The organism is Candidatus Desulfosporosinus nitrosoreducens, assembly GCF_030954495.1.
Classification (GTDB): Bacteria; Bacillota; Desulfitobacteriia; order Desulfitobacteriales; family Desulfitobacteriaceae; genus Desulfosporosinus; species Desulfosporosinus nitrosoreducens.
Window position 1 is genome coordinate 1 of record NZ_JAVHUW010000034.1, and the last position, 25,870, is coordinate 25,870.

Annotated in this window: 23 protein-coding genes; 20 read left to right on the forward strand and 3 right to left on the reverse strand. The window is 45.4% G+C overall.

Annotated elements, in window-relative coordinates:
* Nucleotides 1-614: hypothetical protein (locus tag REC12_RS26430; RefSeq protein WP_374214177.1), on the reverse strand; the 614-nt coding region annotated here is incomplete at its 3' end.
* Nucleotides 615-696: 82 nt separating this feature from the next.
* Between REC12_RS26430 and REC12_RS26435 the strand changes: the two genes are divergently transcribed.
* The 12 genes from REC12_RS26435 (at nt 697) to REC12_RS05225 (ending at nt 13,514) form a co-directional block, all read left to right on the forward strand.
* Complete coding sequence (locus REC12_RS26435) at nt 697-1,164, forward strand: exosporium glycoprotein BclB-related protein (RefSeq protein WP_374214180.1); 468 nt, start codon at nt 697-699, stop codon at nt 1,162-1,164.
* 346 nt (nt 1,165-1,510) lie between these two features.
* Nucleotides 1,511-2,191: an MgtC/SapB family protein gene (locus REC12_RS05175; RefSeq protein WP_308892750.1), complete on the forward strand. Its 681-nt coding sequence runs from the start codon at nt 1,511-1,513 to the stop codon at nt 2,189-2,191.
* A 282-nt stretch (nt 2,192-2,473) separates the two neighbouring features.
* Complete coding sequence (locus REC12_RS05180) at nt 2,474-3,478, forward strand: metallophosphoesterase family protein (RefSeq protein WP_308892751.1); 1,005 nt, start codon at nt 2,474-2,476, stop codon at nt 3,476-3,478.
* A gap of 271 nt (nt 3,479-3,749) precedes the next feature.
* The gene (locus tag REC12_RS05185) at nt 3,750-4,199 is read left to right on the forward strand and encodes a MarR family winged helix-turn-helix transcriptional regulator (protein ID WP_308892752.1); all 450 of its coding nucleotides are present in this window, start codon (nt 3,750-3,752) and stop codon (nt 4,197-4,199) included.
* A gap of 138 nt (nt 4,200-4,337) precedes the next feature.
* Nucleotides 4,338-4,490: an aspartyl-phosphate phosphatase Spo0E family protein gene (locus REC12_RS05190; protein ID WP_308892856.1), complete on the forward strand. Its 153-nt coding sequence runs from the start codon at nt 4,338-4,340 to the stop codon at nt 4,488-4,490.
* Nucleotides 4,491-4,824: 334 nt separating this feature from the next.
* On the forward strand, nt 4,825-4,965 hold the full coding sequence (gene scfA, locus REC12_RS05195) for a six-cysteine ranthipeptide SCIFF (protein WP_308892753.1): 141 nt from the start codon (nt 4,825-4,827) through the stop codon (nt 4,963-4,965).
* 101 nt (nt 4,966-5,066) lie between these two features.
* Nucleotides 5,067-6,554, forward strand: a complete 1,488-nt coding sequence (scfB, locus tag REC12_RS05200; RefSeq protein WP_308892754.1) for a thioether cross-link-forming SCIFF peptide maturase — start codon at nt 5,067-5,069, stop codon at nt 6,552-6,554.
* A gap of 140 nt (nt 6,555-6,694) precedes the next feature.
* A complete protein-coding gene (locus tag REC12_RS05205) occupies nt 6,695-8,665 on the forward strand; it encodes a molybdopterin-containing oxidoreductase family protein (RefSeq protein WP_308892755.1) in 1,971 nt (656 codons plus the stop codon).
* A gap of 63 nt (nt 8,666-8,728) precedes the next feature.
* A complete protein-coding gene (locus REC12_RS05210; RefSeq protein ID WP_308892756.1) occupies nt 8,729-9,418 on the forward strand; it encodes a tetratricopeptide repeat protein in 690 nt (229 codons plus the stop codon).
* 27 nt (nt 9,419-9,445) lie between these two features.
* Entirely contained in the window at nt 9,446-10,255 is an 810-nt protein-coding gene (locus tag REC12_RS05215; protein WP_308892757.1) for an MBL fold metallo-hydrolase, read from the forward strand.
* Between the two features lie 21 nt (nt 10,256-10,276).
* Nucleotides 10,277-11,428 (forward strand): S1C family serine protease, encoded by a 1,152-nt coding sequence (locus tag REC12_RS05220; RefSeq protein ID WP_308892758.1) that lies wholly within the window; start codon nt 10,277-10,279, stop codon nt 11,426-11,428.
* Nucleotides 11,429-11,855: 427 nt separating this feature from the next.
* The gene (locus REC12_RS05225; RefSeq protein WP_308892759.1) at nt 11,856-13,514 is read left to right on the forward strand and encodes a glutamine--tRNA ligase/YqeY domain fusion protein; all 1,659 of its coding nucleotides are present in this window, start codon (nt 11,856-11,858) and stop codon (nt 13,512-13,514) included.
* A gap of 187 nt (nt 13,515-13,701) precedes the next feature.
* Here the strand turns inward: REC12_RS05225 and ybaK are convergent, their stop codons facing one another.
* Nucleotides 13,702-14,181 (reverse strand): Cys-tRNA(Pro) deacylase, encoded by a 480-nt coding sequence (gene ybaK / locus REC12_RS05230; protein WP_308892760.1) that lies wholly within the window; start codon nt 14,179-14,181, stop codon nt 13,702-13,704.
* 439 nt (nt 14,182-14,620) lie between these two features.
* Here ybaK and REC12_RS05235 point away from each other — a divergent pair, with 439 nt between their 5' ends.
* Together REC12_RS05235 and REC12_RS05240 are read left to right on the forward strand one after the other, a co-directional pair.
* Entirely contained in the window at nt 14,621-15,871 is a 1,251-nt protein-coding gene (locus REC12_RS05235) for an MFS transporter (protein ID WP_308892761.1), read from the forward strand.
* 123 nt (nt 15,872-15,994) lie between these two features.
* Entirely contained in the window at nt 15,995-17,146 is a 1,152-nt protein-coding gene (locus REC12_RS05240) for an MGDG synthase family glycosyltransferase (protein ID WP_308892762.1), read from the forward strand.
* A 21-nt stretch (nt 17,147-17,167) separates the two neighbouring features.
* Here REC12_RS05240 and REC12_RS05245 read toward each other — a convergent pair whose 3' ends face one another.
* On the reverse strand, nt 17,168-18,043 hold the full coding sequence (locus tag REC12_RS05245; protein ID WP_308892763.1) for a radical SAM protein: 876 nt from the start codon (nt 18,041-18,043) through the stop codon (nt 17,168-17,170).
* A gap of 195 nt (nt 18,044-18,238) precedes the next feature.
* Here REC12_RS05245 and sleB point away from each other — a divergent pair, with 195 nt between their 5' ends.
* The 6 genes from sleB to pyrG all read left to right on the forward strand — a co-directional run bounded on the left by sleB (nt 18,239) and on the right by pyrG (nt 25,222).
* Nucleotides 18,239-18,931, forward strand: coding sequence for a spore cortex-lytic enzyme (gene sleB, locus REC12_RS05250; protein WP_308892764.1), 693 nt, complete (start codon nt 18,239-18,241; stop codon nt 18,929-18,931).
* Between the two features lie 12 nt (nt 18,932-18,943).
* A complete protein-coding gene (locus REC12_RS05255) occupies nt 18,944-20,308 on the forward strand; it encodes a PepSY1/2 domain-containing protein (RefSeq protein ID WP_308892765.1) in 1,365 nt (454 codons plus the stop codon).
* 275 nt (nt 20,309-20,583) lie between these two features.
* Nucleotides 20,584-21,018 (forward strand): YwiB family protein, encoded by a 435-nt coding sequence (locus REC12_RS05260; RefSeq protein ID WP_308892766.1) that lies wholly within the window; start codon nt 20,584-20,586, stop codon nt 21,016-21,018.
* Nucleotides 21,015-22,694, forward strand: a complete 1,680-nt coding sequence (argS, locus tag REC12_RS05265) for an arginine--tRNA ligase (RefSeq protein WP_308892767.1) — start codon at nt 21,015-21,017, stop codon at nt 22,692-22,694. The genes REC12_RS05260 and argS overlap by 4 nt, the downstream gene beginning before the upstream one ends.
* 70 nt (nt 22,695-22,764) lie before the next feature.
* Nucleotides 22,765-23,211, forward strand: coding sequence for a DNA-directed RNA polymerase subunit delta (gene rpoE / locus REC12_RS05270; RefSeq protein ID WP_308892768.1), 447 nt, complete (start codon nt 22,765-22,767; stop codon nt 23,209-23,211).
* A 418-nt stretch (nt 23,212-23,629) separates the two neighbouring features.
* The gene (gene pyrG / locus REC12_RS05275; RefSeq protein ID WP_308892769.1) at nt 23,630-25,222 is read left to right on the forward strand and encodes a CTP synthase; all 1,593 of its coding nucleotides are present in this window, start codon (nt 23,630-23,632) and stop codon (nt 25,220-25,222) included.
* Nucleotides 25,223-25,870: the final 648 nt, after the last annotated feature.

The following is a 25,870-nucleotide window of genomic DNA, read 5'->3' on the forward strand; positions in this document are numbered from 1 at the left end:
TCTGGATCGTCATGATATGCTGGAGGAGAATTAGCTTCAGGGGCGAGTGTTGGTCCGGGAGCGGTAGTACCAACAGGTGCCACATGACTATCAGGTGCCTCAGGAGCAACTGGAGCGACTGGAGCAGCCGCAGCCGCAGGAGCCCCGGGAGCGACAGGAGCAGCCGGAGCAGATGGAGCTGCAGGAGCAACAGGTGCCACAGGAGCAGCCGGAGCCGCAGGAGCAACGGGTGCGACAGGAGCCGCAGGGACTACGGGAGCGACAGGAGCAGCAGGAGCTGCAGGAGCAACAGGGGCCACAGGAGCAGCCGGAGCCGCAGGAGCAACAGGGGCCACAGGAGCCGCCGGAGCCGCAGGAGCAACTGGGGCCACAGGAGCTGCCGGAGCCTCAGGAGCTACGGGAGCGACAGGAGCTGCAGGAGCCGCAGGAGCAACGGGGGCGTCAGGAGCCGCAGGGTCTACGGGAGCGACAGGAGCAGCCGGTACCACGGGAGCGACAGGAGCCGCAGGGACTACGGGAGCGACGGGAGACACGGGAGCGACAGGAGCAGCCGGAGCCACAGGAGCGACGGGGGCCGCAGGGACTACGGGAGCCACAGGTACTACAGGAGCCACGGGGACTACAGGGGCTACGGGAGCGGCAGGAAGTGGTGCTATTATTCCCTATTCATCAGGTTTACCTGTTGCTTTAACTAGTATCGCAGGTGGTTTGGCGGGTCTTCCTGGCTTTGTTGGGTTTGGAAGTTCCGCTCAGGGGTTAACTGCCCTTGCGGGAACCATTGATCTCACAGGTGGCGCAGGAATAGCGCTTGACTATGCTTTTTCGGTTCCTCGCGATGGAACGATCACCTCAATTGCGGCCTTTTTCAGTACTACGGTAGCCTTATCTTTAGTTGGCTCAACCGTAACGATTAATGCACAGCTTTATAGCTCAACTACGCCAGATAACACTTTTACGCCTGTTGCGGGGACTGAAGTAACCTTGGCGCCGTCATTGACAGGAGTACTTGCAATAGGTGCCATAAGCAGTGGTGTTCTCACTGGCTTAGCTATACCGGTAACGGAGCAGACAAGGCTATTAATGGTATTTTCTGTGACAGCAACGGGGTTATCCCTTCTCAATACTGTTGCAGGGTATGCTAGCGCGGGAGTTGGAATATCGTAGCTTTAGTAATTCGAAGTTATAGATATTTTAATGGATAAACCAGTTTGCTAAAGGGCTGTGGGCAATTTTTTGCCTACAGTCTTTTAGCTGTTATCATTAATCGTGAAAATATTTAACAGGTTAGCAGATCTGCCGTAGTTATTCGAATATCAGGATGAATCCTAGTCATTGGCAAAAACATTTGCCAAAGTATTGACAATTTTCCTATAAGGAATAATAATAATCCATTATTAGAAATTATTTGTTGTATGATCATAAAATTATAATAGGAACTTTGATGCTAAAGCAACTTGTTTTTATAAAGAAATTATGTTTAGCATCTAAATAAATTACGAGGTGGTACTATATGCATTTGAACTATTTAATGCAATTAGATTATTTGTTAAGGCTCTTTTTGGCGGTATTATGTGGATCCGCTATCGGTTATGAACGAAACAGCCGAATGAAAGAAGCCGGCATACGTACCCATTTTATAGTGGCCATAGGATCATCACTTATCATGATCGTCTCCAAATATGGATTTCAAGATCAGTTCGGATGGCTCAATATGACGCTTGATCCATCACGTATTGCTGCCCAAGTTGTGTCAGGAGTGGGGTTTCTTGGAGCAGGCATTATTTTTACGCATAGACAAACTGTGATAGGACTCACAACTGCGGCAGGAATCTGGGCAACAGCGGGAATTGGTCTGGCGATAGGGTCAGGGCTTTATGCTGTCGGATTGGCAGCCACGGCTATCATCATTCTGGGGCAAATCTTATTTCATGGTAAAATCAAATGGCTATCTTCACCTAAGAACGAGCAATTAATTTTGCAAATTATAGATGAACCGGGTGCTGCTCAGAGTATACAGAAGATTTTTGAGGATCAGCATATTAATATTATCAGTTTTAAGGCTGCCGCTAATAAAGAATCAGCCGAGTTAATTGATTTAAAAATATTGATAAGGGTCTATGAATCTTATAATATTTCTAAATTGCTTTTTATATTACAGGATAATCCGATTATAAAATCTTTAGAGTTTTAGCGCAAAGACTTTTGTGTCCGTTTAAAAAAATTTAATGGTTTGCAAAGAATTGTTAGCAGCCCGATATTCAAATAAGTTATGAGGAAGCTTTAACTTGTAAAAGTTTGGAGACTAAGACTTGAGAAAAATACAACATGCGATCTAAGCCAAATAAAGGATGTAACGTTGTATAAAAAACTATGATAAACTATTATAGTTGAATAATTAAAATGGTCTAGGTTCACTGGCTTGCTTGGATTTAATCGAAAGACACGATAAGTAAGGTAGTGAGGAGTTGGGGGTATGACGACAAGAAGAACTTTTTTAAAATGTTTGGCCGGGGTTGGGGTTGGCACGTTACTATCATGGAATGTGGCCTTGCCCAAAACAGCACTTTCGAGGTCCTTCAGAACTATAGAACGGCCTTGGACAAAAAATCAAAAAGCAAAATTATCGTTTGTTGTCGTCAGTGATATCCATATAGCCCGCTTGAATGCCCTACGAAATTTCTCAGCCTTGCTTAAAGATAATTACAATTCCAAACCAGATGCAATGGTTGTAGTGGGCGATCTGGGAGATGGCTTGCCGAGAGATTATCACATTCTTAATAACGAACTCAACAGGCATAGGTTAGCGGTTGATTATCCAATTTATTGGACAATGGGGAATCATGAATTTTATGGAGGTTTTTACAAAAAAGGGTTGTGGTCACCAAACACTTTCCCCAACGGAGAAACGGATGCCTTGGCTATTGAACGCTTTTTAACACTGGCCGAGAGGGATAAGATTTATGGAGATATTTGGCTAAATGATTACCACTTTATCTTTTTAGGTTCCGAAAGATCACGTATAAGTAATAGAAATTATTTGGATTCAGCCTTTTTATCAGAAACCCAACTTAATTGGTTTAGGAATATTCTTATTAAAAATAAAAAACCTTTTAAACCAATGTTTGTTTTTCTTCATCAACCAATCCCTTACAATTCCTTAGAGGGATTACAGCGGGGTTATGTTCTTCAGTGGCAAACCTTAAATGACATTTTGTCCCAACACCCTGAAGTTATTTTATTTAACGGGCACACTCATTATGAAATAGATTATAAATATATGGTAAGTGAGGCTAACTTTACGATTGTTAACAGTTCATCACTTGCTTATCCAATTGATCGAAACAGAAATCTTATTAAGAATTGGGCTCCGGGTTTCGTCGTAGAGGCATACGATGAAAAAGTTGTTATCAAAGGTCGGGAATTCTTGTCTCAGAATTGGATTAATGCAGCGGAAATATCGGTTCCCGTACAAGCCTAAAAATCTTACGCCAAGTAACAAACGTTAAATGATAAAGATTAGCTTTTCGCAAATTTCCAAAGACCTTTCGTTTTGCAGATTAGGAAAATGGAGGTCTTTTTAATTGACAAAAGGGATGTCATTTGGTGCCAAACTATGGATTTTCTTTTTAAAGACGCTGATGATTGTTTATATTTATTTTGGACTCTTAAACATGTCTTGACAAATGTAACGCCTTATCGGATAATTTATTAGTTAATTATTTAGATTGTTTAAGAATTGGGTGATAACCATGAAAGCCGATGAAGTAGAAACTGTCGTGCAGGAATTAGACCGTGTCATGGCCCAATTTAAAAGATTTGGCGGGCAAGTGAGGTCTTCTTATGCTATAAGACCCAGTGAATTTACTTTGCTTAACACTATAATTCAATGTGCGGATTCTGATTCTAAAGGAATAAAGGTTTCCGATTTAAGCATCCACCTTCAAATCACCCCCGCGGGAGTTACCCACACGATTAATTCCCTGGAAGAGGGCGGCTATATGGAGCGTCTTGCCGATCCTACCGATGGGCGTGTTGTGCTTGTTAGGGCAACAGAAAAAGGCAAGGAAATCATTGAACAAATGAGAGTGGAGCGTTCTGAATTTTTGAAGGGTTTAACGAACTTTCTTGGAGAGAATGACAGTAAAGAACTAATCAGGATCTTATCGGCAGCTTTATGTTATCTTAAGAAAAAACGTTAATATAATTCAAGATTTCTGGCTTGCATTTTTAAACAATATATACTAAAATATACCATTGGAGGGTTAGTGTGGAAATGATAGTCTTTTCCACACTTTTTATTGAGAAAAAGAGGTGCAATTGTCAAAATGGATTCCCTGATGTTTTTAATTGAGGATGCGCGCCGGAAACTGAACGATTTTGCCAAAAGTCGGTGCCTAACTGATCCTGAAATTGTGAATATGAGTCAAGATCTGGACAAATTGCTCAATGAATTTTATTCAATGACGGAACAAGAATTTTTAGCTTCCTAGGAATTGAGCGAAGAAAACATCCTTTTTATTACTTATGCCAATAAGAAATTCTGAGCCTTTCATCTTGAAAGGCTTTTTGTTTTACAAGTGTTTGTTCAATATATCCCTTATAAAATTAAGTCTTTTAAAAACTATTAAGCCAGGCCAATTGTTTGGAGAATCATGCTAACTAAGTCGGAAAGTATAGTCGAAAGAAGTAAAAGCAACGTTAAAATAGTTAAAAATAACCGTGAAAGCCCAGGAGACGACATTGAACAATTTTGCCTTTTCGCTCGTCCTTATGTTATAATCGAAAATGAATTAATGACGCAAGTCTCGAGAGGAGGGTGTTTGAATGGCAAAACACATTCAGACGATTGTGAAAACAAACCTAAGTTCAACCGTTAAAACAGGAGGCTGTGGAAATTGTCAGACCTCTTGCCAATCTGCATGTAAAACATCATGCACAGTTGGTAACCAAGTGTGTGTTAAATAATTTTAGGCCTAAATTTGTACATGATTCTCAGAACCCAACCTTTTACGGGCTGGGTTCTGTTCTATTTATTCCAATACTAAAAAATGAAAGCGAGGACGCTAATGTTTAATTTTGGGCAATTAGAAGGATATAAGTTTAAAAAGAATATTCACTGTTTTCGTCAGGGCGATTTGCTGATTGCTTATGATGTTAATTCGGGCTCAATTCATGTGCTGGATGAAGGAACGTTTGAGGTTTTGCAAGCTATGCAGAATTTCGACTCCGAGAAAGCCGGGCTTTCTTTAGAAAATCTAACAAAGTCTCTTAAGCTTACGGCAAAACCTGATTTAAATGAGCAGGTTCCGGAGATTTTGGAGGAATTGGAAGAACTTCGTCAAGAAGGGATAATTTTTTCCCAAGAAGCGGATCCAGTCAACTTAGCCTATCCAGAAAAACCCATTGTGAAAGCAATTTGCCTGCATGTTGCCCATGATTGTAATTTGCGTTGTGAATATTGCTTTGCCGGGACAGGGGCTTTTGGCGGCAGCAGAACACTGATGGATTTGGAGACGGGAAAGCGCGGCATAGACTTTGTCTTAGAGGCTTCCGGACACAGGAGCCATTGCGAAGTGGATTTTTTTGGGGGTGAACCTTTAATTAATTTCGGAGTGGTTAAGGCTCTGGTCGCATACGGCCGGGATGCCGCAAAAGCTATGGGTAAAACAATAAAATTTACGTTGACGACAAATGGGGTTTTATTAAATGAAGACATTCAAAAGTTCTTTGAACAAGAGGAGATTAGTGTAGTTTTAAGTTTAGACGGACGTCCGGAGGTTCATGATCGAATGCGGCCCCATGCGGATGGCCGAGGGAGCTACTCCGAAGTTCTTCCTCGAATTCAGCAGTTTACCTCTTTGAGGCCTAAAAGCTCTCCTTATGCTCTGGGGACCTACTATTATGTGCGAGGCACATATACTCATTTTAATTTAGACTTTGATCGCGATGTTTTACACATGGCCGACTTGGGGATTAACCAGATTTCTGTTGAACCTGTTGTGGCGGGGCCGGAAGATCCTTATGCTTTCCAAGCTGGAGATTTGGAAAAAATTCGTGAGGCCTATGACCGCCTGGGGGAAGAACTTATTGAGCGCCGCTCCCAGGGACGAGGTTTTAATTTCTTTCATTTTAACGTTGCTCTGGATAAGGGGCCTTGCCTGATTAAGAGGCTTGCGGGCTGCGGAGCGGGTCACGAGTATGTTGCCATTTCTCCGGAAGGAGATCTTTACCCCTGCCATCAGTTTGTAGGACAGGAAAATTACAAACTTGGCTCCCTTTATGATCAAGATCCTTTGTATTTAAAAGCGGATGTGGTCCGGGATTTCCGTGCTGCGAATATTTATGCTAAACCGGCCTGTCAAGAGTGCTGGGCGCGCTTTGCCTGCAGCGGAGGGTGTCATGCCGCTAACGCCACTTTTACTCAAAAACTGACAGAAGTTTACCCTTTGGGATGTGAGCTGCAAAAGAAACGCCTTGAAGTGGCCCTTTACGTCAAAATTAAAGAAATTCAGCAAAATCAGGAAGGGAGGACTACTCCGGACCTTTGCTGCTAGAGTTGGAGAAGGGCTATTCTTTGGGCGTAAAGGTGTTTTGCTAAGAACATTTATGAACATAATATTATGAGATTAAAACAGGATGAGTAAATTGGGCAGAGGGTGCGATTTAATCTCTGGTAGGTGTTAGGAGGAAGCATATGACGATTATACGTTCGGCATGTCCGTTAAATTGCCCGGATGGGTGCGCTTTTCTGGTGGAAAAAACAGAAAGCGGTCTCCGCGTAAAAGGGGATCCTCTGAATAGTATTACAAAGGGGTTCGTCTGTTCTAAGGGACAAGCTTTGGCGGAACGCGTCTTTTCTCCGGATCGGCTGAGATTTCCTCTCTTAAAACAAGGGGAAAGGTGGAAAAGAATAAGCTGGAATCAAGCCTATGACCTCTTTGCTGAGAAAATTCAAGAAACCCTGTCCAATGTAGGCTCTTGGGGGATTTTTCATCATTATGATTATGGTAACAGCGGAGCGCTGCGGGAATTAGACCGGCGGTTTTTTCAGGCCCTGGGAGGGGTTACGGGGCCACGGGGGAGTATGTGCTGGGGGGCCGGTTACCGGGCCCAGGAGCTGGACTTTGGCGGGGTTTATTCAAGTTCCTATGAAGACTTGGAGGATGCCCGGACTCTTATACTGTGGGGGAGAGATCCCGCCCTTACGAATATTCATTTAATGCCCTATCTATTGGCGGCTAAGAAACGGGGAGCCCGTCTGATTGTCATTAATCCGATTTCTGTCAAAAGTGTAGACTTCGCCGATGATTTTTATCAGGTCCGTCCCGGAACAGACTCAGCTCTGGCCTTGGGGCTAAGCTATATTATTCTGAGCGAGCGTTGGCAAGATACCTTGTTTATTCAAAATTATGTTCAGGGCTTTGAAGAGTTTGCCAAAAGGGCAAAAGAATTTCCTCCAGAGAAAGTAGAAGCGATTACGGGAGTCCCCGCCACTCAAATGCGCGAACTGGCAAGACGCATAAGCCATGATCGCCCGGCGGCGTTTATCTTGGGCTATGGACTTCAGCGTTATGTAAACGGAGGAAACACTGTTCGGGCGATTGATGCTTTGGCCGGAATAAGCGGGAATATTGGCTGGGCGGGTGCGGGAGTGCACTATGCCCATCAGTATCATCAAGGGAAAATGAATTCCGTTTTTCTTTCACCAGACCGCTATAAAGAAAGAACCTATCCCCACCCTGTTTTAGCGGAAAAGCTACTGCAGGCAGACCCTGCTATTCAGCTAGGGGTGGTAACTCGTTCGAATCCCTTAGTTCAACAGCCGAACTCACCGCTTTGGCGGGAAGTTTGGCGGCGGATTCCCTTTAAGGTAGTTCTGGATACGGTGATGACAGAAACGGCAAGACAGTCGGATTTAGTCCTGCCCATAGCGACGATCTTTGAGGAAGAAGAGCTGGTGAGAACATCCTGGAGCCCGCTGATTCAATATACCCAGAAAGTTATTGAACCCCAGGGAGAAGCTCAATCGGAACCGATAGTATTTACCGAGCTGGCCAAACGCCTCGGTTTGGAGCAGGATTTCCCCCATACCCCGAAAGAGTGGATCAAATTTGTCCTTGAGCCATTAACAGCAACATACGGCATTACTCTCGATCAGCTGGCCCAAGGACCGGTTTATGCACCGTATATTCCGAAAGTAGCTTGGGAAAGCAGGGAGTTTAAAACACCCAGCGGCAAAATTGAGTTGTCGTCGCAGCTTGCCCAAAAGGAGCTTGGCGATGCTGTCGCGAACTATATCCCGACGGGATCTTCAGAAGACAAAGCGGAGTTTCCCTGGCATCTGATTACTCCTCATCCGGGGAATAGGCTGCATTCCCAATTTCAGCAAGAGGATGGATTTGTTTTGTTTCTACACCCGGATTTAGCCGCTAAATTTCGCCTCAACTCCGGAGACCGGGCAATTGTGGAGACGAAAAATGGACAGCTTGTGGCTGAGGTAGTTTTGTCGGAAGATATCCATCCGGAAACGGTAGTTCTGCCGGAAGGCACAACTGCGGAAGGCTTGGGGGTTAATCAATTGATTGCCGGCAAAGGGTCTGATGTTGGGGAAAGTACATCGTACTACGAGACATATTGCCAACTTAGAAAATGGTATTTAGATTAAGAGACAGGTTGGACGTATCGGGCCGGCATGGTACAATAAAACTATGGTCAAGGGGGCGATGAGTTGAGGAAACGTCAACACCGTGTTTTTGCAATAATTCTTGTGGGTTTTATAGCGATTGCTATGGTGAGCTCAGGGTTTGCTATGTTTTTCAGTAACAGCGGGATACCTGCACCTAATCAAAATTCAGCAGCCAATACGAACACACTTGCCGATTATCAGGCTAAGAAAGCCCGTCTGACAGCTCTTGCCGAGCAGGCGAAGTCGGATACGGGCAACGTCGCTTTACAAACGGACCTTGGTAATGAGTATTATGACGCTGGTCTTGAGGCGGAAACAGTGGCGCCTTCTGAGTCCGCAGACAACTATAAACACGCCGTTGAGGCATATCAGAACGTCTTAAAAACGAGTAAAGATCCCAGCGTAATGGTGGATATGGCAACCGCCGCGTTTAAAAGCGGACAAAATGATCTGGCTGAAAAAACATATCAGGAAGCGTTAAGCATTGAACCCAATTTTTTGAATGGCTTAGTGAATTATGGAATATTTTTGGACGATGTCAAACAGGATCTGCCCGGTGCTATCGCTCAGTGGCAAAAGGCCCAGACTCAGGCTCAAACAAGTACGGAGCAGGATGAGATTAAAGCCTTGATTAGTCAGGCTCAAAGTCAGCTTCCGGGAGCAACCGGTGGGGTTTCAAATCCGAATCCGGCGCTGAAAAGCGGTTCAACTCCGGCACCCACAGGTAAGTAATATCACCGCAACGGAGGAGAAAGTTCAGTGCATTTTACAACATTGGCTAGTGGAAGTTCCGGGAATGCTATTCTTGTCGGTGAGGGTCACAGGCATTTGCTGGTGGATTGCGGGATTAGCGGCAAGAGTTTGTTGGCTAATCTTTCTCAGTTAAATATTGAAAGCTCGGAGATTGAAGGAATTATTGTTACTCATGAACATATTGATCATATCCGGGGAGTAGGCGTGCTGGCCCGGAAGCTGAAAATTCCCATTTATGCGACAGCAGGCTTATGGCAAGCGATGAGCTATTCGTTAGGGAAACTTGCCATGGAACAGCGTCTGGAAGTAAACACTTCCTTTTCCTGTGCCGGTCTTGATGTTCTGCTCTATCCCACTTCCCATGACAGCCGGGAAAGCTATGGCTTGAAGATTGCCAGGCCTGAAAAGAAAGACAAGGCTCGTCTGGTTGTTGGTATTGCCACCGACAGCGGCAGGATCACCAAAGAGATGCAGCAGCATTTGAAGGGGTGTGATGGGCTCGTCGTGGAAACGAATTACGACGAGGAACGGTTACATAACGGACCATATCCGGCCTATTTAAAACGACGTATCAGCGGGCATTACGGACATTTGGAGAACTCACAGCTGGCCATGGGGTTAGCGGAGTGGATTCAGGAAAACACCCAGCGGGTTGTGCTGGCTCATTTAAGTGAGGAAAATAATACCCCGGAAATAGCTTTGTCGACAGTGTTGGATGTGCTGAGGGATTCGAAGACTTCGAAGAGATACCCCCAGGTGAAGGTTCAGGTTGCACCTCGGCATACGCCGCATGAACTGATCATTTTGAGGGAATAATAAAACTTAAGGAGGGTACGCATGAGTTATTATAATGACCAAAATAATTATTCGAAGAAAGGACCGAGCTTTCTCTCAATGATGGTTATTGCTTTGATCAGCGCCGTTCTGGGCGGGGTCATAGCAGTCGCTATAATTCCTTCCGTATATGGCAATAAACAGACAGGAGCGACGAACCAAGTTATTTTAAATGGGCAAGGGTCAACTCCTACGATCAAAACGGAAGCAGCCACCAATTTTCCTGTAGTTCAGATCGCCAAAACGGTTGGCTCAGCAGTTGTTGGAATTGCTAATTTCCAATCCAAGGGCTCCTTATTTGGCGGAGGCGGCCTGACGGAAATTGGGAGTGGTTCCGGTTTTATTGTTGATGCTCAACATGGTTATATTGTTACCAACAATCATGTTGTAACAGGTGCGGAAAAACTCGTGGTCAGTTTGGCTGACGGACGCAATATCACGGCGAAGTTAGTAGGTGCTGATGACCGTACGGACTTGGCGGTGGTTCAGATTGCGGATACTTCGAATTTAACAGCTACCCAAGAAGGAGATTCAACCAAACTGCAGGTTGGGGAATCCGTGGTTGCCATCGGAAATCCCGGGGGTCAGGAATTTGCCCGTTCTGTGACGGCCGGAGTGGTTTCAGCCACAAATCGGGTTTTGGACATTCCGGGAGAATCGAGCTTTAACCTCATTCAAACGGATGCGGCCATTAATCCGGGTAACAGCGGCGGACCCCTTGTGAATTATCAAGGTCAAGTCATTGGTATTAACTCGGCCAAAAATCAAGAGCCCGGTTTTGAAGGGATGGGTTTTGCCATACCTATTTCGGATGCTTTGCCGACGATTAAGCAATTAATTGAGAAAGGGTACGCAAGCCACGCGGGTCTGAACGTTCAAATTGATCCGCGCTATACTGCGGAGTATGCGAGCCAGAGAGGGTGGCCGGCCGGGGCTTATGTTTCCAAGGTTACCTTGGGCGGACCTGCCGAACGTGCCGGTGTAGTCGCTGGGGATATCATAACCAAGATCAATGGCCAAGATGTCAAAAGTTCTCTGGAATTAACCCATGAGTTGTTCAAATATAACCCCGGTGACAAGGTGTCTGTTACAATATTCCGTAATAATAAGACAACTGATGTGTCAGTCACTCTGACGGAGATTAAGTCACAATAAAGAAGACTTGATTCAGGTGGAGTTTTAACTCCATCTGAATCAAATCGCACTTATCCGGGGATTTAGCCGCTCTTAACTCACTGCTTGCAGAAGCGGGAGTCTTAGAGCGGATTAGTCAGCGGATAAACGTCTCAATGAATTTGGCTTGTATCTTAGACCGTCGAATTTGGGCTAAGATACAGGCTTTTTTCTGTTTTTGCTCCAGCGCACACATTAAACAACAACGTTAGCTTTATTTACCCAGGTCCTCCTGCTATTTATAGCCGCAAAGAACTAGACTATACTAGTATATTACACCCCGGGTTTTCGTGGATATTGCCTTCGAGTATTACATAAGAAGTTGAACTCCGGTCATGTATACGGTATTATGTAGAACAAGGATAATCGGTAAAAGCAGGATCATATTAGCGAGAAAGGTTGATCATTGATGGAACATAAGCCCTCTTCCAATTTTTTGAGGAATATCATCCTCGAAGATCTAAAGTCTGGTAAGGTTGATCATATTGTTACCCGCTTTCCGCCTGAACCCAACGGTTATTTACATATAGGGCATGCCAAAGCTATCATCCTTAATTTTGAGTTAGCCGATGAGTTCAAGGGTAAAACCCATTTGCGTTTTGATGATACAAATCCCACCAAAGAAGATACGGAATATGTTGAGTCGATCAAAGACGATGTGCGGTGGTTAGGGTATGAATGGGATGAGTTGTTCTTCGCCTCGGACTATTTTGAGGAAATGTATCGTCGTGCGGTGTTATTAATTCAAAAGGGAAAAGCCTATGTTTGTGATTTAACCGCTGAAGAAATTAGGAAAACTCGCGGATCTTTGACGGAACCGGGGCAGCCCAGTCCCTGCCGCGACCGCTCAATTGCGGAGAATCTGGACCTGTTTGAACGTATGCGGCGTGGGGAGTTTCACGATGGAGAAAAGGTTTTAAGAGCCAAAATCGACATGGCCTCCCCGAACATTAATTTGCGGGACCCTGTTTTATACAGGATTGCTCACGCCTCCCATCATAATACGGGTGATAAATGGTGCATTTATCCGATGTATGATTTTGCACATCCTTTGGAAGATGCCATCGAAGGTGTTACGCATTCTATTTGTACTCTGGAATTTGAAGATCATCGCCCTTTGTATGATTGGGCTGTCAGAGAATGCGAGATGAAAAACGTACCGCAGCAATATGAATTTGCGCGCTTGAATCTCACCAATACGGTCATGAGCAAGCGTAAGCTCAAGCAGCTTGTTGAAAATAAAGTGGTTGACGGCTGGGATGATCCGCGCATGCCGACGATATCCGGACTCCGGAGAAGAGGGTATACTCCTGAGGCCATGCGCAATTTTGCCCGGGAAATTGGAGTAGCTAAGGCGGACAGCGTGGTTGACACTAAGATGTTGGAGCATTTTATTCGCGAAGACCTGAAGCTTAAAGCTCCGCGCACCATGGCTGTTTTAAAGCCTTTAAAAGTGATTATTACCAATTACCCCGAAGGCCGGGTTGAGACGCTGGAGGCTGAAAACAATTCGGAAAATCCGGAAATGGGAGTACGTGAGATTCCTTTTTCCCGTGAAATATATATTGAGCAGGACGACTTTGCAGAGAATCCGCCGCCCAAGTATCATCGGCTCTACCTCGGCAATGAGGTGCGTCTGAAAAATGCCTATTTCATTAAATGCAACGAAATGGTTAAAGATGAGTCGGGCAAAGTTATCGAACTGCACTGTACTTATGACCCGGAAACCAAGAGCGGTACAGGTTTTACAGGCAGAAAAGTTAAAGGGACTATTCATTGGGTAGACGCCCGGCAAGCACTTCCCGCTGAATTCCGCTTATATGAACCTTTGATTTTAGACGAAGATACAGATGATGGGACTTCTTTCCTGGAGCATATCAATCCCCACACTTTGGAGATTTCTCACGGTTTTGTGGAACAGACTTTGAAGACGGCCCAGCCGCAGGATAAATTCCAATTTTTCAGACATGGCTATTTCAACGTTGATCCCCTGTACTCTAGCCCTGAGCATCCTGTGTTCAATAGGATAGTATCTTTGAAAAGTTCCTTTGAACTTCCGAAGCAATAATAAGCTACAGCTTAATGGTTTGAGGGAGAAATACTGAGATCTTGTAGTTGAACAGGGAGTGTCGCCAATCTGCTTTTTAAAGTAGTTAGCGATGCTCCTTATTGCTTTTTCACAGCAAATAATTTAATGCTTGCCTTGAAATAGCCTATAATTTTAAGATGCTGGTCTCTCTAGGCCTCTTAGTGAACTAAACAGGCTCTGTTGAAATCTCACCGACCCGGGCATTGGTGGCAGAAATCAAATCGGCAGGACACAGGAAAATCTGAAGTCCCCGCAGCCCGGCACTAACAGAAACTTTTTCCTGCCGGCTTACCGCTGAGTCAATATAGGTAGGATAGGATTTTTTCATTCCCAGGGGGGATACCCCACCCCGGATGTAGCCGGTGAGAGGTTGAACTTCTTTAAGAGGAACAACCTCTACTTTTTTATTGCCGCTCAGAGCTGCCAGGCCTTTAAGGTAGAGCTCCTGATCCCCCTGGATGCAGGCCACCAGGACTCCTGTTTTGTCACCGCGGACAACTATGGTTTTATAAATTTGCTCGATGGGCAATCCAACTTTTTGAGCGACAGAAACGGCCGATAAGTCAGACTCATCGACGGGATATTCTTTAAGTTCATAAGATAGTTTCATTTGATCGAGAATACGTGCCGCATTCGTTTTGCGCATGGTTTTAAGACTCCTTTATTATCGGCTATACTTGTATGCTTCCTCATCGTCCCAGCAAGATCCGCTATTCGACAAATAAGTGCTTTTTCCTGTTAATTTATAATTAAGGTAAGTATTGACAGAAGCTATTTAATATGGTTATACTTAATAGCAGTTTTGGTCCTGCTTTGGCAAACATAAGACGTTAAATAGTTTTTTACGTTGAAAGGAGGTCGCAACTTATGAAAGAGTTAAAAGGTTTTAGAAGTTTTGCATTTTATAGGTTAATAGGCGGCCTTTGTGGAAGAATCTGATTAATTAAGTTTTGAAGAATCAAGTCATGGGCCGTAGGATTCCGTGACTTTTTATTTTGCAGACAGGTTAAAGCCATGGAACCCCTTTTCGTTTGAACGGAAGGGCGGACGTGGCTTTTTTTATTTCTTTGAAGAGGAGTTTTAATGTGTTCAGTTGGAAAACTTGGCTAAGCCCTTATAGAGGAATGCCTAAAGAAATTTACGTGATTTTTGCCGCTCGAATTATTAACGCCCTTGGGTGTTTTGTTATGCCACTGCTGACAATTATTTTGACTCAGAATATTGGTTTGTCAAAACAAATGACGGGACTCTACATCAGCATTTCCGGTCTTCTGAATGTGCCCTCGGCCTTAATCGGGGGAAAATTAGCGGATACCATCGGGAGAAAAAAAGTGATTATGCTCTTTGACGGTTTGGCGATAGCTTTCTATCTTGCTGCCGGTTTGCTAAGGCCTTCGCTGTTAATGGCGTATATTTTGATGCTTGCCGGAGCATGTATGGTCACAGCGGGACCTGCTCATGACGCCCTCATCGCTGATCTAACTACAGCGCAAACCAGAAATGGAGCCTATGCCCTTTCTTACATGGGCTGGAACATTGGGTTTGCAATTGGGCCGATTATGGGAGGAATTTTATATCGAAACCATTTGCCCTTGCTTTTTATCGGGGATGCTCTGACGGCATTGGTTGCTTTAGTGTTAATAGCCCGCTTTATTCCGGAGACACTCTGGAAAACTAAAATTACTGTAACCGCACCTTCGAGGTTGGAGAAGGGTGAAAAAGGCTCTATCATGGCGGTTTTGCTGAAACGGCCAATTCTGCTCTATTTTAGCGTTATTATGATGGGCTACAATTTCGCCTATGCCCAGTGGGCCTTTATGCTGCCAATGCAGACCATACAGGATTTTCCGGGTTTTGGTGCGGAGTACTTTGGCTATATTGCCGCTTTTAACGGGTTTGTTGTTATGCTGTTTACACCGATCGTTTTAAAAATTACGGAAGGAATCAGCAATATGCGCCGGATGGTTTGCGGTGGGATCTTTTATGCATTAGGTTTTGGGATGCTGGGCATCTTCCATGCTCTGGCCTTAATTTTTCTCTGCGCCTTTGTCTATACCCTGGGCGAAATTATTTTAGCCATTAGTGTAACTCCCTTTGTAGTTAGTCATACTCCTATTTCTCACCGCGGGAGGATGAATTCTCTGATTCCGATGATTTTTCGTTTAGGGGATACTTTGGGACCTGTAGTTATGGGCTATATTTTAACGTATATCAGTATTGAAAGCGGCTGGAGGCTGATCGGAATTTCAGCTCTCTTTTTTACGGTGTTAATGTTCGGTTTGGAGAAGTGGGAAGGGCGGCAGCACATCCAAGTTTCCAAAGACGCAAGGGTCTAAGGAGTTTTAAGGCTTGTCCGAAGATCGACTTTCTTTTTCCTTAGGTAATCCCTATAATAGATACAAAGAACCTATCGTTGATAGTGTTTTTATTAAGGGAGTCATTGAGAGGGAGGGCCAATTTTGAAGCAACTTAAGGTTCTCGTATTTTCCGCGTCGTTTGGGAACGGGCATTTGAGAGCGGCTGAAGCTGTTATTGAAGGAATACGAATTAAGGAACCTTCTGCTAAAATTATTCATTTGGACTTCGGCGCTTTTCTGAATATGCGAGTCAACACAATTATCAGAGATTTTTATAGTGGGCTTTTGAAACGAGCACCAAAACTTTGGGGGCGGTTTTATTATAAAACGGGCAAGAAACAACCCCAATCAATGAGCCAGCGTTTATTAAATCAGATCGGACGAAGTAATTTTCTCAGGTATATTCAGCATTTTAAACCGGATTTGATTGTATGCACTTATCCTACGGTGTCCTCAATTCTTGCCCAGCTCAGGGCTGAGCAGATTCTCAGTGTCCCGCTGATTACAGTTATTACCGATTACACCGTCCACAGCCATTGGGTTCATCCGGGAGTGGATTGCTACATAGTGGCTTGTGCCAAAGTTAAGGAGTCGTTGGTATCTTGGGGGATACCGGGCCAGAATATTCATGTCACGGGAATTCCGGTAAGTCCTAAATTTGAAGTGAGAGAAGACCGACTGTCTACTGTGGAGAAATTAGGTTTAAAGCCGGATCTTCCGACCTTTTTATTTATGGGTGGAACCTACGTAATCTTAGAAAGCACCAAGAGGATTTGTAAAAAGCTGACAGAGTCTCAGATTCCGGTGCAATGTATAGTCGTTTGCGGAGAGAATGAAAAATTGTATGCTGCCCTTGAAGACGTGGTTGCTCAAGCCAGGAATCCTCTGGTTCGCTTTAAATTTGTGCACAATGTTGAGGATTTGATGTCGGTGTCGGACTTGATTATTACTAAGGCGGGGGGTTTGACAGTAACCGAAGCCTTAACGAAGCATTTACCCTTGATAATCTTTAGACCAATTCCGGGACAAGAGGAGGAGAATGCGCAATATGTGCAAGGGATTGGAGCGGGATGGATTGCCGAGAACGAGGAAGAACTGGCTAGGATGTTGAGTCATTTGCTACACCATCCGGAGGATATTGAAAAAATGCGCTCTAAAGCAGCCCTTGCTTTAGCAGGGCATTCTACGGAACGAGCCGTAGAGGAAATGCTGCAGTTGGCATTGTCATCGGGCAGGAGGCAAAGAATCGGTTGAAGATTCTTTGCCCTTTTAATTTTAGAATCCTCGCCAATAGTCCGGACGTAGCTCTTCAAGAGCGGAAGTTTTCAGGACTCTGTCGAGGGTTTTTAGCAATTCGGCTCGGTCGGCGGGGAGGGTAGCCTTGAGGGGCAAGTAATTGGAAGCGTGATTGCTTCGGAATACACAGTGAGAGACTTTCAAATTCTCAAGCATGGCTCGCAATTCCCTTAAGGATTCCCAAGGATCGAGAAGCTGAAAATCACCTTGTTCAATTGCTTTAGCCAAAGGGGCTTCCGGGTCTACCATAAGAGTTAAGGCTCCTAAATATTCCGGATCAATTTTGCTGACGACATGAGCCGTATCGAGGGCATGTGCCTGAGTTAAGGCGCGCCCGCCTAAACCGATAATAATCGTACAGGAAAGAACCAGGCCGCTTGCTTTAACTTTTTGTCCGGCCTCGATCATTTGCTCGGGAGAGACTCCTTTGCAAACTGAGGTTAAGACCTCTTTATTTCCGCTTTCCACTCCTAAATAAACCATGGTCAGGCCATGGCTTTTTAAAGTAGCCAGTTCTTCGGGGGTTTTGGCCAGAATGTCCCGGGGGCCACCATAAATCCCTACGCGTTGGAGATGAGGGAAGCTTGCATAAAGCTCATCAAGAATCTCCAGCAGCAAGGATGTATCCACGGCCATTGCGTCCCCATCCGCCAGGAATATTCGTTCTGCTTTGGGGTCATAGGCGAGAGCTTCGGCAATTATAGCTTTAATTTCCGCGCGCGATTTTATGCGAAAGGTTTTATCTTTATACATGGTGCAGAAAGTACAGACATTGTGGCGGCAGCCAACGGTGATTTGCAAAATAAGGCTTCTAGCCTCGCTGGGCGGACGGTATAAAATCCCTTCATAATACATAGTATCCTCTCCTTTCGATTTATTAGCTACTTCTTTCTACAAGGATAGGGTAAGTACCTGCTGTTTGATTTATGCTAATTTTGTCAAATTTTTAATGATAAAGACTTGCTTCGCCGCTGAAGTTTTGAGGATAATGCTGGATAATTTTCCTGCTCTTTTGCCACACTAAGATTACTAAAAAAGTGAGGTGAGGGTATGAAATTACGTGTCAGACCTCGGTGGATTATTCTCCTTGTTGGAGTGATTCTCTGTGTTGCTCTATCCGGAATAGCTTATGGAGCTTTAGGAGATCGCTTGCTGGGCAGGGGAAGCAAGGGGCCGGAGGTTCAAGATCTGCAAAGCAAACTGACCCAGTTAGGTTATGTGGTCGGCCCCATTGATGGGAAGTTCGGCCCCAAAACCGAAACGGCAATCCGTAATTTTCAAAAAGATCACGGATTGAAGGTTGACGGCTTGGCAGGAACCCAAACGATCAAAGAGTTAAAACGTTTGACAGGCGAAAGTACCAATGCTTCCGGCAAGGCGGTAGGCAATAAAAATATTGACATTAATCTTTTAGCTCATGCGGTAAACGGGGAGGCCCGCGGAGAGCCTTATCTCGGGCAGGTTGCAGTGGCGGCAGTTATCATCAACCGCATATCGGACCCGGCTTTTCCCAAAACAATAGCAGACATTATTTATCAGCCGGGGGCATTTTCCAGTGTCAATGATGGACAGATTAATTTAGCGCCGTCGGCTTCGGCTATTCGAGCGGCTCAAGAGGCGGCAAGCGGATCAGACCCTTCGAAGGGTGCGCTTTTCTTTTTTAATCCGGCGAAAACGACGAATAAATTTATTTGGTCACGGCCGCAAATTATTAAAATCGGCAATCATATTTTTACGAAGTAAGGGGGGAGAAACATGCATAGAAAATTTTGGGTAGGCACACTGGCTGTGGCTTTACTGGTCTCCTTAGGCTGGGGACTCAATGAATATCGCCTGGCAGGAGAATACCGTCTGGCCTCAGAGAACAATAACCGCAGGGCTTTAACCGATTTTGCCAGTCATCTGGATCAATTAGAGACAGATATGGCCAAGGGCAATGTGGCTAACAGTCCCAACCAGCAGGTTTTCTACCTAAGTCAAGTGTCGAGTAAAAGTGACGGAGCGCTGAAGGATTTTGCCCAAATTCCTGCTGAACAGGCGGGCCTTAGTTACATTGGACAATTTTTGACTCAATCCGGTGATTTTGCCAGAACCTTGGCCCAGAAAGTTGCCAGCGGGGGTACGATTTCTGCGGATGACGAAAAAAACCTCCAGGAAATTCACGACCGGCTGGTACCTGTTAATGAAAAAGTTCAAACCATTATGACGCGGATGGATACGGAAAATTTAGCCTGGACAGACCCGGCACCATCTCTGTGGAAGAGATTGGGACTCGGGGGGCCCCAAATAGCTGAGGCGTCCGCGGACGGTTCAGAAGCTGCCTCTAAATCGGTAAGGTCGGGTTTAGATCAGCTGGATGTAAGCCTCCAAAAACTCCCTCCTTTTTCCTATACCGGGGAATTTTCCGCGCGTGTGGTAGAGAAACCGCTGGGCCTTCCGGCCGGGCAGGTTAGTCGTGCTCAAGCCCAAAGTACGGCACAGAGCTTTTTAAACAAAGTGGGCTATACAAATGTAAAACCGGATTTTGCGGGCGAGTCGAAAGGTGATCTCGGAGGGTATTCCTGGCAATATAAAGACGCCTATCTGGAAGTCAGCCGCCAGGGAGGGGTTGTTACCTTTTATCAAAATCAACGTCCCATTGATCCCCGCACTTTAAGCCTTGATGATGCGGCGAAGAAAGCTCAGGCGGCTTTGCAGACACTGGGCTGGAAACTCGCCATAACCTCAAATGAAGATTTTGGCTCCTATGTTAAATTCGAGGCTGTGGCGGAACAGGATGGGGTAAGGCTTTATCCGGATAAAGTCAGGTTGGCAATCGCCATGGACAATGGCCAGCTGATTAGTCTGGACGCTACTCCATATTACGCCTTTCATCATGCCAGAACTTTTCCTGCCAAAATTGCCATGGATCAGGCAGCTCGCAAGCTGCGCCCGAATTTTAAAGTTCTGGAAAGCCGGTTAGCTGTTATTGCCAAGCCAGGCAATCAGGAAGTCTATGCTTATGAGTTTCTCGGCCGCTACCTGGATGAGGAGTACCTTTTGTATCTTAACGCTCAAACAGGCAACGAAGAAAAAATTCAACGGGTTATCAAGACACCGCGCGGGGAGTATCTCCAGTAATTTAGTGGACAAGCTTGTCTTGAAACAACGATGGAGTATCTATTTCAGCGAGAGGGATGGTTTCCCTCTCGCTGTTAACGATTTAAAACCAAAATGCAGATAAGAGGTTAAGGAGTAAATTGGAACTAGTATTTTTTACACGAGGAAATTATTAAGCGTAATGAAGGAGTTTTCCGGGGTTAACGAGAATAGGCACATTAGTTAGCCATGATTCTAAAGCAGGAAAAGCAAAAGGACAATTTTCATCTGGATGCGGAGGAAGGGGGTCAGCGAATTTGCAGAAGAAGGTGACTGTTCAAGTCCTGGGAAGACAAAAGTACCCTGAAGGCCAGGAAGACCAGCAAGAATTGTCTGTGTCGGGTACATATTATGAACGCAAGGGTGTGTTCTATGTCGTCTATAAAGAACCGGAAAATACAAGTGGTTTTGAAGGGGTAACAACTTTCCTGACCCTTAAAAAAGGTTCAGTTACACTTAACCGCAAAGGTGCTATTAATTCAGTGCAGGAATTCAGAGTAGGATTTCGCAACCGCTGCAGTTATAGTACTTGTTACGGAAAGATGTGGCTGAGTGTTTTGCCGCAATATGTTGAGTGTGACTTGACAGCACAAGGGGGACGTATTAGTCTAGAATATGATCTTTTTGTCGATGATAATTTTGTAAGTCATAATTTGCTGTTGGTAACAATAAAGGAGGACAACCCTCAATGAGTCTCTACGAGGATGTTAAAGCAAAAATTATTAAGCAGCTGGAACTTGCCGCAAACAGCGCTAAAAAACAAGGAGAATTGAATTTCGAGGAGCTGCCCGGCTTTGTTTTAGAAGAACCGAGAGAACGGCAGCATGGAGATCTGGCTACGAATTTAGCAATGGTTATGGCCAGACAGGCGAAGCGCTCTCCGCGGGAAATTGCCGCTGCCCTCATTCAACATATGGATAAGACAGGTACCTGGATTGAAACTTCGGAAATCGCGGGAGCCGGTTTTATCAACTTTCGTTTAAACCCATTATGGCTTACAGATGTTATTAAAGAAGTGCTGCAAGCAGGGGATCTCTATGGCCAGGTTGACCTGGGCAAAGGTCAAAAGGTTCAGGTTGAGTTCGTGAGCGCGAATCCAACCGGTTTATTGCATATGGGCAATGCTCGCGGAGCGGCGCTTGGCGATAGTCTTGCTTCCTTACTCTCTATGGCCGGATACGAAGTTTCGCGCGAGTTTTATATTAACGACGCGGGAAACCAAATCCACAACTTTGCCTTATCCTTGGAAGCCAGGTATTTGCAGCAATTAGGTCAGGAGGCCCCTTTCCCGGAAGGAGGCTATCAGGGCGAAGATTTAATCACGACGGTCAAAGGCCTGATCGCCAAAGAGGGAGACAAATACCTCTCGGTGGAACCCGGCTTGAGACGGGAGTTTCTGGTGAGGTATGCCTTGGATGAGAAGATGCGCAATATCAGAGAGACCCTCCAAGATTTTGGCGTCAATTATGATGTCTGGTTCAGCGAACAGTCCCTTCATGATTCCGGTGCTGTGCGCGCAACGTTAGAAGACCTCCAGAAGAAAGGGTACATTTATGAAAAAGAAGGTGCTCTTTGGCTCAAGTCCACACTTTTTGGAGATGAAAAGGATGAAGTAGTTGTTCGCAGCAATGGAACTCCAACCTATTTTGCCGCAGATATTGCCTATCACCGCAATAAATTTGACCGGGGGTTTGAGCGGGTTATCAATATTTGGGGTGCTGACCATCATGGCCATGTGGCCCGGATGAAAGGGGCAATGTCCGCTTTGGGCTATGATGCCGATAAACTTCAAATCATTTTAATGCAGCTTGTGCGGCTTATTCAAGGCGGCGAGGTTGTTAAAATGTCCAAACGTTCAGGTCAATATATTACGCTGCGGGAATTAATGGACGAAGTTGGCAAAGATGCGGCACGTTTCTTTTTTAATCTTCGGGACCCGGATTCCACTGTGGATTTTGATATGGACCTGGCTAAAGCGCAGTCCTCGGATAATCCTGTTTATTATGTTCAATACGCCCATGCCCGGTTGTGCAGCATTTTGAGGCAAGCTCAAGAGCTTGGGGATCCTGGCTCTCCTTCGGAAGACGATTTAAAATTATTGAATTCTGAGGAAGAGCGGGATTTGCTTAAAAAGATGGCCGATTTTCCAAGCGAAATTACTGTTGCGGCACGTCTTTTGGAACCTCATCGTTTGGCTCGCTATGTTCTTGATTTAGCGGGATTATTCCATACATTTTATAACAGTCAACGTGTGCTTGTTGATGATGAGCCTTTGCGCCGAGCCCGCCTGAGCTTAGTGCGCGCGGTAAGACAAATCATCGGCAATGGTTTAGGAATTCTCGGAGTGTCGGCCCCGGAAAAAATGTGAGTTTTCTTTCTATTAAATTTATGTTTAAACCGTCGCTAAGCAGGAAATATTTAGGGGTGGGCCGAATATAGTGATATTCAAAAAGACGAAGGGCGGTGGAGCTTTGACCCACTCTTTAGGTAAAAAAAATGATAAGCCGACAGAAGCAGATATTGCTTATGAGGTTCTAAAAGCCCAAGGAAACCCCATGCATTATCATAATTTGATAGAAGAAGTCCTAAAACGCTTGGGGATCTCTCAAGAGGCCGTACGAATTGCTGAAGCTTTGACAAAGATCAACCTCGATACACGATTCACATTTCTTGGTCGTGGAGAATGGGGCCTTAAGGTTTGGGAACCGGCAAAAGTATCGCGGCGATCATCTACAATCACCTTGATGAATAAAGCTGCGGACGACGATGACAAGTTAGACATTGATGCCGAAGAGCTGGAAGACGATATTTTAGATGAGGACACTTTGGAGCTGGATGAGGGTTTTGAGGATGCAGTTGAAGAGCCATCCGAGGAAAAATGGTAAGGACAAAGATGTAGGATGACATATCCAAAGGATGTCCGGCTTGACATCCTTTGGCAGTCTAGCTAAAATAGATAGATAGGATACGAGAAAGATAAAAAAACTTGACTGGTGTCCCGAAGACACTGTTTCGCAGGGTTAGCGTAGCGGAGAAGCGCCGGACATGGGTGTCCAAGTGTCCCTGAAGCCAAGGATGACGAGAAGGGACTCTCCGGCGCAGGCCACCGCCTAGTTACACTTGCGCTGGAGGAAAGCAGGCGAACGAAATTGCTGCTTTTCGCCAGTAGAACATAGTGGCATGGGGTGCTTATGTTAAGAAGGTCTTTCTGAGATAAAGTAAAGCTAGTGCAGTTGCAGACTAGCTTTATTTATGTGTTTTGTACGGTCATATTTAAAGTTCTGAAAGGAAATGGTAAAGCGCATGACAAAATTTATTTTCGTGACGGGCGGTGTCGTATCATCCCTTGGCAAAGGGATCACAGCTGCATCCCTGGGGTGCCTTTTGAAAAATAGGGGTCTGAAAGTGGCTATTCAGAAATTTGATCCTTATATTAATGTTGACCCTGGAACGATGAGCCCTTATCAACACGGTGAAGTGTTTGTAACAGATGATGGTGCGGAGACAGATCTGGACTTAGGCCACTATGAGCGCTTTATTGATGTACCGGTATCTAAAAACAGCAATGTTACAACGGGAAAGATTTACTGGTCCGTTATTCGTAAAGAACGCAAGGGGGATTATTTAGGGGGTACCGTTCAGGTTATTCCTCATGTCACCAATGAAATTAAAGAACGGATTTATCGTGTAGCTCGGGAAAGCCATCCGGATTTTGTCATTACGGAAATCGGCGGTACGGTTGGAGATATCGAATCGCTGCCTTTCTTAGAGGCTATTCGCCAGATGAAAAATGATATTGGCCTAGAGAATGTCATTTACATACATGTCACTCTAGTTCCTTATTTGCCAATGTCGGGTGAATTAAAGACCAAACCTACCCAGCACTCTGTGAAAGAACTGCGTGGAATTGGAATTCAACCGACAATTATTATTTGTCGCTCTGAAAAAGAACTATCCAAAGAAATGAAAGAAAAGTTAGCTTTGCTCTGTGATGTTGAGCAAGAGGCTATAGTTCCTAATCTGGATGCCTCGACGATCTACGAAGTCCCTTTAATGCTTCAGAAAGAGGGTCTTGATGATATTGTCCTTCGCCGTTCAGGTATTAAGGCTCCTCCTGCCGATATGACGGCTTGGAAAGCTATGGTGGATAGAATTAAGTCCCCGACTTTGGAGACCGAGATAGCTATTGTCGGCAAATATGTTGACCTTCCTGATGCTTACTTGAGCGTTGCCGAAGCTTTGCGTTCAGCGGGAACGGAACATGGGGCTAAAGTTAAGATCCGTTGGATTAATTCAGAGGATATCGAAGAAGAATCTGCCGGGAAGTACCTCGAAGGGGTTGACGGAATCCTTGTTCCGGGCGGCTTTGGCAACCGGGGGATTGAAGGAAAGATCGAGGCCATTCGTTATGCGCGGGAACAAAAAGTTCCTTTTTTAGGGATATGTTTGGGCATGCAGACAGCGATTATTGAATTTGCCCGTAATGTTTGCGGTATGGAAACCGCTAACAGCACGGAGTTTGATAGCGACACGCTCTATCCGGTTATTGACATTCTTCCCGAACAAAAGGATGTTGAGGAAAAAGGCGGTACGATGCGTTTGGGAATTTCTCCCGCGAAGCTGGGTGAAGGCAGCGAAGCCTATCGAGCCTATCAGGACCAAGTGATTTACGAGCGCCATCGGCATCGCTATGAGGTGAACAATCAGTATCGAGCTGAACTTGAGGCCGCCGGCTTGCGTTTTTCCGGGACGTCTCTTGACGGGCGGCTCGTTGAGATTACGGAATATCCGGAGCACCCTTGGTTTGTGGCTTCTCAGTTCCATCCGGAGTTTAAATCCCGGCCTAATCGCGCTCATCCGCTTTTCCGGGAGTTTATTGGGGCGGCGTTGAAGTAGGGGACTTGTGTCACACAGCGCTCTGTCTTACGACGCAGAGCAAACTACCGTTCAAGCTCTTTTCTTTGGGGAGCGGGGTTCCCGCCATATGCGCCGTCCCTGGCGCAATGGCGGCAGTGCACATCCTTGTGCACTGCCCCGTGTTTGGGGTCGCTTTCACGGAGTTTGCTATTCTAATTACGTAAAAGACGTCGCGCTTGTGTGACACTGCGTCCCTGGTATGGGGAGGCTGGTGTCATCCTTTTGAGATGCTTTGTGTAGTTGTGTTTGCGGGGCGAATTGGGGAGACGGCCCATTTCATGTGCGCCGTCTTGCTCTAGGGTTGTGGGATGAGTAATTCTGCTTACGTAAAAGATGTTGCGCTTGTGTGACACTGTGTCCCTGGTCTGGGGATTGCTTGAGTCATCCTTTTGAGATGATTTGAGTAGTTTTGTTTGCGAGGCGAATTGGGGAGACGGCACATTTCATGTGCGCCGTCTTGCTCTGGGGTTGTTTTGGGGTGAGTAATTCTGCTTACGTAAAAGATATTGCGCTTGTGTGACACTGTGTCCCTGGTCTGGGATGTTTGGGTCGTTCTTCGGGGTAGCTGAGGTGGTTTTGTTTGCAGGGCTACTTTGGGAAACGGCACATTTCATGTGCATCGTCTTA